At 69.6% G+C, this 13,973-nt stretch carries 13 protein-coding genes; 8 read left to right on the top strand and 5 right to left on the bottom strand.

The window, feature by feature from the left end; translation table 11 throughout:
• Positions 1 to 91: 91 nt before the first annotated feature.
• Genes ACZ6YV_RS30510 through ACZ6YV_RS30500 form a run of 3 tightly spaced genes read right to left on the bottom strand, consistent with a single transcriptional unit; the run spans position 92 to position 2,265 of the window.
• Positions 92 to 1,084, bottom strand: coding sequence for a PHP domain-containing protein (locus ACZ6YV_RS30510; RefSeq protein ID WP_465512883.1), 993 nt, complete (start codon positions 1,082 to 1,084; stop codon positions 92 to 94).
• Between the two features lie 18 nt (positions 1,085 to 1,102).
• Positions 1,103 to 1,606 carry a metallophosphoesterase family protein gene (locus ACZ6YV_RS30505; protein ID WP_465512882.1) on the bottom strand — a complete coding sequence of 168 codons (504 nt, stop codon included), beginning with the start codon at positions 1,604 to 1,606 and terminating at the stop codon, positions 1,103 to 1,105.
• Entirely contained in the window at positions 1,606 to 2,265 is a 660-nt protein-coding gene (locus ACZ6YV_RS30500) for a GntR family transcriptional regulator (RefSeq protein WP_465512881.1), read from the bottom strand. Before ACZ6YV_RS30500 ends, ACZ6YV_RS30505 begins: the two co-directional genes overlap by 1 nt.
• A 34-nt stretch (positions 2,266 to 2,299) precedes the next feature.
• Between ACZ6YV_RS30500 and araD the strand changes: the two genes are divergently transcribed.
• From araD to ACZ6YV_RS30480, 4 genes are all read left to right on the top strand, one after another.
• On the top strand, positions 2,300 to 4,018 hold the full coding sequence (araD, locus tag ACZ6YV_RS30495; protein WP_465512880.1) for an L-arabinonate dehydratase: 1,719 nt from the start codon (positions 2,300 to 2,302) through the stop codon (positions 4,016 to 4,018).
• A 152-nt stretch (positions 4,019 to 4,170) separates the two neighbouring features.
• Positions 4,171 to 5,973 (top strand): VanW family protein, encoded by a 1,803-nt coding sequence (locus ACZ6YV_RS30490; protein WP_465512879.1) that lies wholly within the window; start codon positions 4,171 to 4,173, stop codon positions 5,971 to 5,973.
• Positions 5,974 to 6,117: 144 nt separating this feature from the next.
• Entirely contained in the window at positions 6,118 to 7,329 is a 1,212-nt protein-coding gene (locus tag ACZ6YV_RS30485) for an MFS transporter (RefSeq protein WP_465512878.1), read from the top strand.
• Positions 7,330 to 7,468: 139 nt separating this feature from the next.
• Positions 7,469 to 8,683 (top strand): GGDEF domain-containing protein, encoded by a 1,215-nt coding sequence (locus tag ACZ6YV_RS30480; RefSeq protein ID WP_465512877.1) that lies wholly within the window; start codon positions 7,469 to 7,471, stop codon positions 8,681 to 8,683.
• A 4-nt stretch (positions 8,684 to 8,687) separates the two neighbouring features.
• Here the strand turns inward: ACZ6YV_RS30480 and ACZ6YV_RS30475 are convergent, their stop codons facing one another.
• Positions 8,688 to 10,040 (bottom strand): TrpB-like pyridoxal phosphate-dependent enzyme, encoded by a 1,353-nt coding sequence (locus tag ACZ6YV_RS30475; RefSeq protein WP_465512876.1) that lies wholly within the window; start codon positions 10,038 to 10,040, stop codon positions 8,688 to 8,690.
• Positions 10,041 to 10,113: 73 nt separating this feature from the next.
• On the opposite strand from ACZ6YV_RS30475, the gene ACZ6YV_RS30470 reads away from it, so the two are divergent.
• Positions 10,114 to 10,998, top strand: coding sequence for an arginase family protein (locus ACZ6YV_RS30470; RefSeq protein ID WP_465512875.1), 885 nt, complete (start codon positions 10,114 to 10,116; stop codon positions 10,996 to 10,998).
• On the top strand, positions 10,995 to 11,684 hold the full coding sequence (locus tag ACZ6YV_RS30465) for a dienelactone hydrolase family protein (RefSeq protein WP_465512874.1): 690 nt from the start codon (positions 10,995 to 10,997) through the stop codon (positions 11,682 to 11,684). Before ACZ6YV_RS30470 ends, ACZ6YV_RS30465 begins: the two co-directional genes overlap by 4 nt.
• A 28-nt stretch (positions 11,685 to 11,712) precedes the next feature.
• On the opposite strand, the gene ACZ6YV_RS30460 is transcribed toward ACZ6YV_RS30465, so the two are convergent.
• Positions 11,713 to 12,426 (bottom strand): hypothetical protein, encoded by a 714-nt coding sequence (locus ACZ6YV_RS30460; protein ID WP_465512873.1) that lies wholly within the window; start codon positions 12,424 to 12,426, stop codon positions 11,713 to 11,715.
• Positions 12,427 to 12,572: 146 nt separating this feature from the next.
• Here ACZ6YV_RS30460 and ACZ6YV_RS30455 point away from each other — a divergent pair, with 146 nt between their 5' ends.
• Complete coding sequence (locus ACZ6YV_RS30455) at positions 12,573 to 13,367, top strand: PIG-L family deacetylase (protein ID WP_378244022.1); 795 nt, start codon at positions 12,573 to 12,575, stop codon at positions 13,365 to 13,367.
• A gap of 3 nt (positions 13,368 to 13,370) precedes the next feature.
• On the top strand, positions 13,371 to 13,835 hold the full coding sequence (locus ACZ6YV_RS30450) for a YfbM family protein (RefSeq protein ID WP_465512872.1): 465 nt from the start codon (positions 13,371 to 13,373) through the stop codon (positions 13,833 to 13,835).
• Positions 13,836 to 13,973: the final 138 nt, after the last annotated feature.

Raw genomic sequence — 13,973 nt, 5'->3', positions numbered from 1 at the left:
GGCGAGTGTGGCGATCAGCAAGCCCGCGATCAACCGCAGCCAGAATCCGGTAGGTACCTAAGACGCCCTTGGTCCTAACCAGCCTTGCCACTCACGAGGCCAGCAGGTCCTCGGCGGTGCGCGTGTTGATCACCCGGTCCGGCTCGATGCCCAGTTCGGTGGCCCGCACGCAGCCGTAGACCAGCCAGTCCAGCTGGCCCGGCGCGTGCGCGTCGCTGTCGATCGCGAAGTCGCAGCCCAGGTCCACGGCCAGGTTCAGCAGCCGCGTCGGCGGGTCCCGGCGCTCGGGACGCGAGTTGATCTCGACGGCGACCCCGTTGTCGCGGCACGCGGTGAACACCGCCTCCGCGTCGAACTCCGATTCGGGCCGTTTCCCGCGCGCCCCCATCACCAGCCGCCCGGTGCAGTGCCCCAGCACGCGGACCCGCGGATGCTGGACGGCGGCGATCATCCGCGGCGTCATCTCCCTGGCGGGCATCCGCAGTTTCGAATGCACGCTCGCGACGACGAAGTCCAGCCGCTCCAGGAGGTCTTCCTCCTGGTCGAGCGTGCCGTCGAGGTGGATGTCGACCTCGATGCCGTGCAGGATCCGGAACGGCGCCATCGTCTCGTTCAGTTCCGCGACGACGTCCATCTGCCGCCGCAGCCGCTCGGGCGAGAGGCCGTTGGCGACGGTCAGCCGCGGCGAATGGTCGGTCAGCACCATCCATTCGTGCCCGAGCGCGCGGGCGGCCTCGGCCATCTCCTCGATCGGGCTCCCGCCGTCGGACCAGTCCGAATGGGTGTGGCAGTCGCCGCGCAGCGCCGCCCGCATCGGGCCGCCGTCGGGCAGCTTCGGCTCGCCGATCTTCTCGAAGTACGCGGGACGGCGTCCGGCGAGGACGTCTTCGACGACGGCGGCGGTCGCCTTGCCGATGTTCGGCAACGCGGTCAGCGTGCCCGCCTCGGCACGTTTGCGCAGGTCGTCCGGCTTGACCTTGGCGATCACCGAGGCCGCCTGCCGGAACGCCCGCACCCGGTAGGTCGGCTCGCCCGCGCGCTCCAGCCGGAACGCGATCTCCCTCAACGCCTGCGCCGGTTCCATGGCTACCTGTCTACCCCGTCAGCGGCGGAGAGGCAGCTCATGCAGAGCGACATCGCGCAACTCGCCGTCGCGGATCTCGGCGGTCTGATACGTGCGGAACGGCTGCCGCCGCCGGTCGGTCGGCGAGCCGGGGTTCAGCAGCCGCAGCCCGTTCGGCGTGACCGTGTCCCAGGGGATGTGGCTGTGCCCGAACACGAGGACGTCGGTGTCCGGGAACTGGTCGTCGCAGCGACGCTCGCGCCCCTGTTTGCCGCCGGTTTCGTGGATGACAGCCAGCCGGACACCGCCGAGTTCCGCCCGCGCGATCTCGGGGAGCCGCGACCGCAGATCCGCGCCGTCGTTGTTGCCCCAGACCCCGATGAGCCGCTCGCTGCGAGCCGCGAGTTCGTCGAGCAGGGCGGCCTCGACCCAGTCGCCGGCGTGGACGACGACGTCCGCCTCGCCGACCTCGCGCCAGACCTGATCCGGCAGCGCCTTGGCGCGCGGCGGCAGATGGGTGTCGGCGATGAGCAGCAGGCGCATCACTGGTCTCCGATCGCCCCGAGGATCCGGTCCAGGAAGTCACCGATGTGGGTGCGCAGCAGCTCGGCCGCGCCGTCGGCGTCGCCCTTCCTCGCCGCCGCCAGCACCGCCTTGTGCTCGGTCCATTCCTTGCGCCAGCTGGGATTCGCCTCCCAGCCGACCACGCTGATCAGTGCGGCGCGATCCTTGAGGTCGTCCAGCATCGAGACCATCAGCGGGTTGCCGCAGCCGCTGTAGAGCGCGCGGTGGAACCGGCGGTTGAGCAGGCTGAGCGCGGCCTGGTCCTTGTCCGAGATCGCCGCCGACGCCTCTTTCAGCGCCTCCGCGGCGTCTTCGAGCAGATCCGGCGAGCGGCGCTGCACCGACCGGCGCACGGCCTCGGGCTCCAGCACCATGCGGACGTCGTAAACGGACCTCGCCAGCTCCGCGTCCACCACGCACACGGACGCGCCCTTGTACGGGCTGAACGTCACGAGCCCCGAGTTCGACAGGACCTTGAGCGCCTCGCGGACGGGCGTCTTCGACACCCCGAGCCGGGCCGCGAGTTCGGCTTCGACCAGCGGCTGCCCTGGCTTGAGCTCACGGGTGAGAATGCCGCGGCGGATCTCCTCTAGCACCACTTCGGTGCGCGAAGCGGGCAGGCTGAAGGTCGATGACATAGGCCGATCATATATGAGATGCCATACTCGGGTGATGAAAGACCCCGAGGAACTCCGCAGCCACCGCTGGTTCGGCGGCGACGAGCTGCGCGGCTTCAGCCACCGCGCCCGGAGCAGGCAGCTCGGCTACAACCCGGAGGAGCACCTCGGGAAGCCGGTCATCGCGATCCTCAACACCTGGAGCGACATCAATCCCTGCCACATGCATCTGCGCGAGCGCGCGGAACAAGTCAAGCGCGGGGTGTGGCAGGCGGGCGGATTCCCGCTGGAGTTCCCTGTCGCGACGCTTTCGGAAACCTTCCAGAAACCGACGCCGATGCTCTATCGCAACCTGCTTTCGATGGAGACCGAAGAAATCCTGCGGTCCTATCCGATCGACGGCGCTGTCCTCATGGGCGGCTGCGACAAGACGACTCCCGCGTTGCTGATGGGCGCGGCGAGCGCGGGACTCCCAGCGATCTTCGTGCCCGCAGGGCCGATGTTGCGCGGGCACTGGCGGGACGAGGTGCTCGGCAGCGGCACCGACATGTGGAAGTACTGGGACGACAAGCGTGCCGGGCTGATCGGCGACGCGGAACTGTCCGAATTGGAGCGTGGGCTCGCGCGTTCCCCGGGCACCTGCATGACGATGGGCACCGCGTCCACGATGATGTCGGTCGCCGAAGTGCTCGGGCTGACCTTGCCCGGCGCGGCGTCGATCCCCGCCGTGGACTCGGCGCACCATCGGATGGCCGCGGCGAGCGGCGCGCGCGTGGTGGACATGGTGTGGGAGGACCTCACCATCACGAAGATCCTCGACAAGCGCGCGTACGCCGACGCGATCACCACCGTGCTGGCGCTCGGCGGCTCCACCAACGCCGTCATCCATCTGATCGCGATGGCCGGTCGCGGGCGGATCCCGTTGTCTGTCGACGATTTCGACGCTATCGCGCGCCGGGTGCCGGTACTGGCGAACATCCGGCCCGGCGGGGACTGGCTGATGGAGGACTTCTATTACGCGGGAGGGCTTCCCGGCCTGCTGTCCCGGCTGACCGACTTGCTGCACACCGATCGCGTCACGGTCACCGGCCGGACCCTGGGCGAGACACTGGAAACGGCGCGGGTGCACAACGACGACGTCATCCGCCCCCGCGACAATCCTGTCGCCGCCGAAGGAGGAGTCGCGGTGCTGCGCGGCAATCTCGCTCCTTCGGGCGCGGTGATCAAACACCTCGCCGCTGAGCCGCATCTGCTCGTCCACACTGGACCCGCCGTGGTTTTCGACGACTACAAGGACTTGAAGAAGCGCATCAACGATCCCGCCCTCGGCATCACCGAAGATTCCGTCCTGGTGCTGCGCGGATCCGGCCCGCTCGGCGGCCCCGGCATGCCGGAGTACGGGATGCTGCCGCTGCCCGATCACCTGCTGGCCAAGGGGGTCCGGGACATGGTCCGCGTTTCCGACGCCCGGATGAGCGGCACCAGTTACGGCGCGTGCGTGCTGCACGTCGCGCCGGAATCCCACGTGGGCGGGCCGCTCGCGCTGGTCCGCGACGGTGATCCGATCACTTTGGACGTCCCTTTGCGACGGCTGAGCCTCGACGTCGATGATGCGGAATTGCAACGCCGCCGCGCGGAGTGGACCACACCCGCTCCGCGGTACGAACGAGGTTACGGCGCGTTGTACTCCGAACACATCACGCAAGCCGACGAGGGCTGTGACTTCGACTTTCTCGCCAAAGTAGGTGAAAACCCGGAACCTGACGCCCAGTGACCACCCGACGGAGTGACCCGCTCACCCAACCGGGCGAGTTGCAGGCCCACAAAACGCGCCCCGTATCTTGATACATACGTCCGGAACGTGTGGAAGGCCCGGATGTTCGATCACGACGTCCGGTGTACCGCCGGACCGTGGAGGGTGGAGAGTTGCCGCAGGAACCGCGCTGGCCCGAGTCCCACGCTGAGCAGACGGACATTCTCCCGGTCGTCACGCCCGGGTTCGCGGAGTCTGCCACGCCCCAGGAGCCCACGCCACCGAAGCGTCGTCGCAGCTACCGCAAGGCCGCCTTCATCGGCGGCGGCGTGTTCGGCCTGCTGGTCGTCGCGTACGCCCTCGACGTGCTGGTCTCCCAGGGCAGCGTCCCCCGCGGCGTCACCGTCGCCGGGGTCGACGTCGGCGGGATGGACCGCACGGTGGCCGAGAAGGAGCTCAGGGGCGGCATCGAGCCGCGGCTGACCCGGCCGGTGAAGGTCGTCGCGGGCGACGCCGAGGAGTCGCTGGCGCCGAACAAGGCGGGCCTGCTCCTCGACTGGCCCGCCACCCTGGACCAGGCGGGCGACCAGCCGCTGAACCCGTTCACGCGGATCGCGTCGTTCTTCACGACCACCGAGGTCGGCGTCGTCACGCAGACCGACGACGGCAAGCTCACCGGGGCGCTGGAGAACCTGCGCGACAAGGTCGACCGCGACCCCGTCGAGGGCACCGTCCGCTTCGAAGAGGCCAAGCCGGTCGCGGTCGAGCCGAAGACCGGGCAGAAGCTCGACGTCGAGGCCGCCAAGAAGACCATCCTGGACCGCTGGGCCACCGGCGAGCCGCTGACGCTCGCGGTCACCCAGACCCCGGTCAAGGTCTCGGCGGAAGCCGTCCACGCCGCCCTCGACCAGATCGCGAAGCCCGCCGTGGCGGCGCCGGTGGTCGTCAAGGGCGAGGGCAAGGACGCGATCCTCAAGCCCGAAGCCATCGCGACCGCGCTGACCTTCGAACCCGCCGACGGCGGCGTGCTGAACCCGAAGGTGGACAACAACAAGATCATCGAGGCCGCGGGCCCGCAGCTGAAGTCCACCGAGAAGGAGGGCAAGGACGCGCAGATCGTCTTCGAAGGCGGCAGGCCGACCGTCCAGCCCTCCGAGGACGCCAACGTCGTCGACTGGGAGCCGAGCCTCAAGCCGGTGCTCGACGTGCTCAAGGTCACCGGGACCCGCGAGCTGCCGGTGACCTACAAGAAGACCCCGGCCAAGGTGACCACCGAGCAGGCGAACCAGCTCGGCATCAAGGAGGTCGTCAGCGAGTTCAAGACCTCCGGTTTCGCCGCGGACTCGGGGACGAACATCCGGGTCGTCGCGCAGAAGGTCAACGGCGCCATCGTGAAGCCGAACGAGACGTTCAGCCTCAACGGGTTCACCGGACCGCGCGGCGCGCCGCAGGGCTACGTCGAGGCCGGTGTCATCAAGGACGGCGCGCCCGGCCGCGAGGTCGGCGGCGGGATCTCGCAGTTCGCGACCACGCTGTACAACGCCTCGTACTTCGCCGGCATGAAGGACACCGAGCACAAGGAACACAGCTACTACATCAGCCGCTACCCCGCCGCGCGCGAGGCGACCGTGTTCCAGAACCACGGCGGCGGCAGCGTGATCGACCTGAAGTTCACCAACGACGGTGACACCGGTGTCGCGATCCAGACCATCTGGTCGCCGTCGGACATCACGATCCGGCTGTGGGGCACCAAGAAGTACACCGTCGAGTCGGTACCCGGCGGCCGCAGCAACCCGTCGGACCCGCCGACCAAGCCCGGCCCGGCCGAGAACTGCAAGCCCAGCAACGGCGCCCCCGGCTTCACGACGTCGGACACCCGGATCATCAAGGACGCCGCGAGCGGCCGCGAGGTCCGGCGCCACACCCGGAACGTGCACTACAACCCGCAGCCGAAGATCACCTGCGGCACGGAGTAGCCCCCGGGACCCGGAAGTACGTGAAGGCCCCCTTCATTGCGTCTAGCGCAGTGAAGGGGGCCTTCACGTACTTCCAGGGTTCACTACACGCGTCCAGGGCAGTACTCTGAGTGGCGAACCCGACCGAGCGGGGGTGGCCACGACATGACCTCGACGGCGACCTTCCGGCAGATCCTCGCGGTCGGTGAACTGCGGGCGATCTGGTTCGCGGAACTCCAGTCGATCCTCGGCGACCAGGTGGCCAGGGTCGCGCTGTCGGTCCTGGTGTTCCAGCGGACCGGTTCGGCGACCTGGCCCGCGCTGACCTACGCCCTCACCTACCTGCCCGACCTGATCGGCGGGCCGCTGCTCGGCGGGCTGGCCGACAGGTTCCCTCGCCGCGCGGTGATGGTCTGCTCCGATGTCGTCCGAGCGCTCCTGGTCGCGGTCCTCGCCGTCCCAGGCATCCCCTTGGCCGTGCTCGCCGCCGTCCTGGTGGTGGTGCAGCTGGCGAACGCGCCGTTCACCGCCGCGCAGGCCGCCGTCCTGCCGTCGGTCCTGAGCGGGGACGACTACGTGCTGGGCCAGTCCCTGCTGAAGATCACCAACCAGGTCGGCCAACTCGCCGGCTTCGCTTTGGGCGGCGCGGTGATCGCCGCGATCGGACCGGGACGCGGACTGGCCGTCGACGCGGTGACTTTCGGGATCTCGGCGATCGTCCTGCGGCTGGGTGTCCGCGCCCGGACCGCTCCGGGTTCCGGCGGACCGGCGACGTCGACCCTGCGGCGGCTTTCGGCGGGCGCCCGCACGATCTGGCGCGACCGCCGGTTGCGCGCGCTGGTCGGCCTGGCGTGGCTGGCGGGTTTCGTGATCGTGCCGGAAGGCCTCGCCGTGCCTTACGCGGCGGAGATCGGCGGCGGGGCGGCGACGGCGGGACTGCTGCTCGCGGCGCATCCGGCGGGGATCGTGCTCGGGGTGTTCGCGCTGGGCCGTCTGGTGCGGCCCGACGTGCGGCTGCGGCTGGTCGGGGTGCTGGCGCTCGGCGCTATCGTGCCGCTCGCGGCGTTCTGGTTCCGGCCCTCGCTCCCCTATGCCGCCGGATTGCTCGTACTGTCCGGGATGTGCGCGGCCTACCAGGTCACCGCGAGCACCACGTTCATGCGGTTGGTCCCCGACACCGAACGAGGCCAGGCCTTCGGCCTCGCCGGGTCGGGACTCATCGCCGTCCAGGGAATCGGGCTGATCGCCGGCGGCCTGCTCGTCGGCGTGCTCGGTTCACCCGCGACGACGGTCTCGGTCATCGCGTTGGCCGGTCTCGTAGTGGCTGTTCCGGCCACCCGGGCTTGGCGCCATGTGGCCCCGCTTCACCCCCTTTGACCGGAACCGGATGTTCACCAGTTCTGCCCGCGCATGGAGCTCACCCCCTCCGCTTCCCCGTCCCGGTCACGCGTGGTGCACCCACGCCTACCCATACAGCGTAGTGACACCTAGTATCCAACCGATTACGTTCGTCGCCATGGCGCTAACGAATTGGGCGCTGTGGCGGCTCCCCAACCGCGGCTTGATCGGCTTCGTCCTCCTGGTGGACGTCGCGGCGATCGCCGGATCCGCCTGGTCTTTTCTCCGCGTCCCGTTCACTCAGGGCGACGCGGTCCCTTTCGCGATCCTGATCACCAGCATCGTGCTGTACACGGAATTGTCACGTCCGGTGGAGCGGGTGCGGGAACGGTTCGCGGGCACACCGCACATCTCGCTCGACAGCGTCTGGACCTTCGCCGCCGTCCTGCTGGTGCATCCCGGGCTCGCCGCGCTGGTCATCGTCGTGTCCTTCTTCTACCGCTGGTTCCGCGGGCAGCCGAACCCGTTGTTCCGGCGGATGTTCTCCACGTCGGCGACAGTGCTCTCGGGCTTCGCGGCCGCCGCCTACCTCGCCCGGTACGCGTCCCCGTTCGACGTCCTCCCCCGCGATCTCTCCTCGTTCGGGTCCGTGGTCGCGGCCGGCGGGGTGTTCCTGCTGGTCAACACCGCGCTGATGACGGTCGCGGTGTACTACGGCACCCCGCACGACAGGCTGCGCGACGCGCTGGCGACGCCTTTCGAGTACGCCCTCGAAGCGGCGACGATCGCGCTCGGTGTCATCGTGGCGTGGGCGCTGCGGGACTGGCCGGTGGTGCTGCTGCTCGTCGTCGGGATCACGCTGGTGCTGCACCGCGGGGTGCTGCTGCGGCAACTGAAACGGCAGGCGAGCAGCGACGCCAAGACCGGGCTGCTCAACGCCAAGGCGTGGCGCGAGGCCGCGACCGACGAACTCGACCGCGCTCGGCGCGCGGGACGGCACACCAGCCTGCTGATGGTCGACGTCGACCGGTTCAAACTGATCAACGACCGGCACGGTCACCTGATCGGCGACCGGTATCTGGCGGCGATCGCGGAAACGCTGCGCACCGAGGTGCGCGGCACGGATCTGGTCGGGCGGTTCGGCGGGGAGGAGTTCGTCGTCCTGCTGCCCGGTACCTCCGCCGTGCACGCCCACGCGATCGCGGAACGGATCCGGTCGAGCGTGGCTTCTCGACACGGTGACCTGCCGGAGCACGTCACCGTGTCGATCGGGTTGGCGGACAGGCCCGGTGTCACCGACCTCGACGCGGTGATCGCCATCGCGGACCGGGCGCTTTACGAGGCGAAGAACACCGGGCGGAACCGGACCTCGGGCTACCAGGTGACCGGCTGACCCCTCACGGGAGCCCGGCCAGGGACTTCGCGAGGACCTCGTCCGGCAGCGCGTGGTCGGAGATGTCGCCCGCCAGGTAAGCGCCGTACGCCGGAAGGTCGAGGTGCGCGTGCCCGCACAGCGCTGTCAAGATCACCTTCTCCTCCCCGGTTTCCTTGCACCGCGACGCTTCCTGGATGCACGCGGCGAGCGCGTGCGTCGGCTCGGGCGCCGGGATGATCCCCTCGGTCCTGGCGAACTGCACACCGGCGGCGAAGCACTCCTCCTGCCCGATGGCGAGCGCTTCGATGAGCCCGAGTTCGTAGATGTGCGAGATCAGCGGCGACATCCCGTGGTAGCGCAGGCCCCCGGCGTGAATGGGGTCGGGGATGAAGTCGTGACCGAGGGTGTGCATCTTCAGCAACGGCGTCAGCCCGGCGGTGTCACCGAAGTCGTACGCGTACTTGCCGCGGGTGAGCGTCGGGCAGGCGGCCGGTTCGACCGCGCGGATCACCGGGTCCATCCGCCCGGCGAGTTTCTCCCGTAGGAACGGGAAGGCGAGCCCGCCGAAGTTGGACCCGCCGCCGGTGCAGCCGACGAGGACGTCCGGGGTGTCACCGGCCAGTTCGAACTGCTTGAGCGCCTCTTCGCCGATGATCGTCTGGTGCAGCAGCACGTGATTGAGCACGCTGCCGAGCGCGTAGCGGGTGTTCTCCGCCTGCGCCGCCTGCTCGACGGCCTCGCTGATCGCGATACCGAGGCTCCCGGTCGAGCCCGGGTCGGCGGCCAGGATCGCGCGGCCGGACGCGGTCAGCTCGGACGGGCTCGGGTGCACCGTCGCGCCGAACGTCTCCATCATCAGCTTGCGATACGGCTTCTGGTCATACGATGCGCGGACCTGCCACACCTCGCACTCGAGCCCGAAGGTGGCGCAGGCGAACGCGAGCGCGCTTCCCCACTGTCCGGCGCCGGTCTCCGTCGTCAGCCTCGCGACGCCCTCCGCCGCGTTGTAGAACGCCTGCGGTACGGCGGTGTTGGGCTTGTGAGAGCCGACTGGGCTGACACCCTCGTACTTGTAGTAGATGCGGGCGGGGGTGCCGAGCGCCTTCTCCAGCCGCCTGGCGCGGAACAGCGGCGAAGGACGCCAGAGCCGGTAGACGTCCAGGACCTCTTCCGGGATGTCGACGTAGCGTTCGGCGGTGACCTCTTGGGCGATGAGCGCCTGCGGGAAGAGCGGCGCGAGATCGTCCGGGCCGATCGGTTCGCGGGTGCCCGGATGCAGGGGCGGCGGCGGTGGCTCGGGGAGATCCGGGATGACGTTGTACCACCGGGCCGGCATGTCAGCTTCGTCGAGGATGTACTTCGTCCGCTCCGCCATTGAGCCTCCTCCGTTCTCTCCAACCTAAAGGGACGGACGGCGCGACACCAGGGACGACTACTACGGTGGGGCGATGGGGAATCTCGTACTGCTCGACGCACCGTCCAACCTCGGCCTGCGGCCGCCCGCCGAAGGAGTGGTCCCTGGCTGCTACAAGGCGCCGGGCGCGCTGCGTGACCACGGCCTGCTCACCCGTTTGGGCGCGACCGACGGCGGCGTGGTCACTCCGCCGCGGTACCTGCCCGACTGGTCGCCCGACAGCGGCGTCCGGAACGCCGCCGGTATCGCGACCTACACGGCCGCCCTCGCCGCGCGGCTCGCGAAGATCCGCGCGGACGGCGGCTTCCCGGTCGTACTCGGCGGGGACTGCTCGATCGCGCTCGCCGCGATGCTGACCCTGCGTCGCGAAGGACGCTTCGGCATCGTCTACTTCGACGGTCACGACGACTTCCGGCATCTCGGCAACTCCGACCACGTCGCTTCCGTCGGCGGCGAGGCCCTCGCCGTCGTGACCGGTCGCGGCACGCCGGAACTGGCCGATGTGGACGGCCTTTCGCCCTATGTCCGCGACGAAGACGTCCTAGTGCTCGGAGTTCGCGCGGAGGAGTCCGCCGAGGCGCGGGAAGCCGGGCTTCGCATCGTGACCAGCCAGGAGATCATGGCGTCCGGCACCGACGGCGCGCTCGCCGCCGCCCGCGAGATCTTCGCACCGCTGGACGGTTTCTGGATCCACATCGACATCGACACGCTCGACCCGGAGTTCGTGTCCGCCGTGGACAGTCCCGATCCCGGCGGGCTCAGCCCGGACAAGCTCGTCGAGCTGCTGCGCGGCCTCGTCGCGCTCCCCGGCGCGGCCGGACTGGAACTGACCATCTTCGATCCCGACCTCGACCCCGACGGCACACAGGCCGCCCTCGTGGCGGACTGTCTCGTGCGCGCTCTGGAAGGAACCCGATGACCCAGGTGACCGTCGCCGACGGCTCGTTCGACGCCCCGCTCTGGCTGCCCGAATCCGGCTCCGGCCCGGGTCTGGTGCTGATCCAGGAGATCTTCGGCCTCGACGACTACCTCAAGTCGGTCGCCGCCGATCTCGCCAAGCTCGGCTACGTCGTCGCCGTGCCCGAACTGTTCTGGCGGATCGCGCCCGGCTGGTCGGCCACGCACGACGAAGCCGGTATCTCGGCGTCGATGGAGGTCTCCGGCAAACTCGACCCGGCGCGCGCCGTCTCCGACGTTCTCGCGACCCTGGCGATGCTGCGCGCGCTGCCCGAAACCGGCGGCCGAGCGGGCGTCTTCGGCTTCTGCCTCGGCGGCTCGATGGCCTACGCGGCCGCCGCCGAGGGCGACCCGGACGTCGCGGTTTCGTACTACGGGTCGACCGTGCCGGGGCAGATTCCGTTGCTGGACAAGATCAGCTGCCCGATCCAGTTCCAGTTCGGCGGGGCGGATCCCTATATCCCCGTCGAAGGGGTGCGTCGCCTGGCCGACGCTGTCGCTTCTCATGACGGCGCGGAGATCCACATCCACGAGGGCGCGGGGCACGCGTTCCACAACCACGTGGCGCCGATGTTCCATCAGCCCGAGCCCGCCGCGGCGGCCTGGGAGCTGACGCTGGAATTCCTGCGGCGAACCTATCCTGTGTAAGGCCGCGGAAGGACTTTCAGGACAGCGCCTAGCAGCGGCAGAGACCGTCGTCGCGGACCGCGATACCGCAGCCGTCGCAGTAGTCGACCCCGGCAGGTCGCGTCGGGGTCGACGTCGGGCGAACGATCGAGCGACGGGACGGTTTCGCCTTGCCGGGTTTCGCGTCATGGCGGAGCTTGGAAATCGCCGCGTTGGTGACTCCGACATACCCCGCTTCCTCGACCGCCTCCCGCCATTTACGGTTGCTCGCGCCCGGATGAGTTCGCAACCACTGGACGGCGAAGCCTTGCCACGATACGGCTCCGGTGGCACGGCGCCGCTTGTTTCCAGAAGTGCTCCGCCGGGTGTCGCCGACCGCGGCCTTGGCTTTCGGCGGCGGCGGCGGTGTGGCGGCGGGCAGGTCGCGCCGTAAGCGCTCGATCACTCGGGTCGTCGCCTTCAGGTGGCCCGCCTGTTTCAAGGCACGCTCGCACTCGCGGTTCGTGCCCTGCGGGAAGGCGGTCAGCCACTTCCGGGCAGCTGATTGCCATGCGCCTCCAGAGACGGCGGGTGGCAGCTTGCGCGGCCCCTTGGGCGCCGAAATCCGCAGCTTGTGCCGGGGCTGTCCACCGCTGTGGATGCTCCACCCGTGAGCCGGGGCCTCCCCGAAAGCAACCGGATCCGGGATGTCGTCGTCTGGGTTGTACTCCGGCTGTACGTCGCCCCGATGTGCGCGGGTCTGGTACCAATCGTCGATCCCCATCACGGCCGGCCGCCCCCTCTGCCTCCTGTTACCGGTGAATCTTGAGTCGTGCCGACGGCCGAATCCGCAACATGCGGAAGATCAACTGTTATGCGGGAGCGTCGTCGCGCCGGAATATGTCGGTGCCCCGCGATAGTTTCCCCATCATGGCCACATTGGTGAGTTTTCACGCCCACCCCGACGACGAGTGCATCGTCGCGGGCGGCGTCATGCGGAAGGCCTTCGAGGAAGGCCACCGTGTCGTGCTCGTCGTCGCGACCAGGGGCGAGGTCGGCGAGGTGCCGGACGGGTTCCTCGACGACGGAGAGGAGTTGTGGCAGCGCCGCGTGCAGGAGACGCACGCTTCGGCCGAGGTGCTGGGGGCCAAGCGCGTGGAGTTCCTGGGGTACACCGACTCCGGCATGATGGGCGAGCCGCGCAACGACGTGCCCGGCACGTTCTGGCAGGCCGACGTCGAGGAGGCCGCCCAGCGGCTGGCCGAGATCCTGCGCGAGGAGCAGGCCGACGTCCTGACCGTCTACGACGACAACGGCGGCTACGGGCATCCGGACCACATCCAGGTGCACCGCGTCGGCATGCGCGCGGCCGAGCTGGCGGGCACGCCGCGGGTCTACGAGGCGACGAGCAACAGTGACGAGATGCGCCGCGGCATGGAAGAGGCGGTGCGGACAGGCCAGCTGAAGGCCGAGGACCTCCCCGACTTCGAGGACGGTGCCGAGTTCGGCAAGCCGGAGGAGATCCTGACGGCAAGGGTCGACGTCGCCGCGTACCTGCCGCAGAAGCGGGCCGCGATGCGCGCGCACGCCAGCCAGATCAGTGAGGAATCGTTCTTCCTCGCGATGCCCGACGAGGGTTTCGCGCAGGCGTTCGGCGTCGAGTGGTTCATCCGCGCGGGCCAAGGGCCGGGCATCACCGAAACCGATCTCATGGCGGGGCTCTGACCGATGGGCATGTGCGGTGCGTACCTGCGCGTCACCTCCGGTGAACTGCGCGAGCTGATCGAAAAGCCCGAACGATACTGGGAGTACGCCGAGAAGGCCGACGGCACCGAGCGGGCGGTGGACATCGACAAGGCCTGGCACGCGCTGTGGTTCCTGGTCCAGCGAGCCGGGTTCGAGGTCGACTTCGTACTGGGCGGAACCCTGCTGGGAGAGGCCGACAGCGACGGGCCGCCGCGGCACTTCAGCGCGGACGAGGTCCGGAAGATCTCGGCGGAGCTGTCGCGGACCGGATTCGAGAAGCTCTCGCAGGGCGTCGAGCTCTCGGAACTCGACGCCGCGGGGATCTACCCGTCGATCTGGGACGAGCCCGACGCGCTGGACTACGTGCGCGGCTACTACGACGAGCTCCTGCCCTTCTTCGCCGGAGCCGCGAAGGCCGGCGAACCGGTCGTCACGATCATCACCTGACGACGCGGGTCACGGTGGTGGGGGGGGGGGGGGGGGGGGGGGGGCGCCCCCCCCCCCCCCCCCCCCCCCCCCCCCCCCCCCCCCGCGCGGGGGGGGGGGGGGGGCGGTGGGGGGGGGGGGGGGGGGGGGGGGGGCGGC

The sequence above is a fragment of the Amycolatopsis sp. NPDC102522 genome (assembly GCF_055584485.1).
The sequence above is the reverse complement of the archived record's forward strand: the minus strand, read 5'-3'. Positions and strand labels throughout refer to the sequence as shown.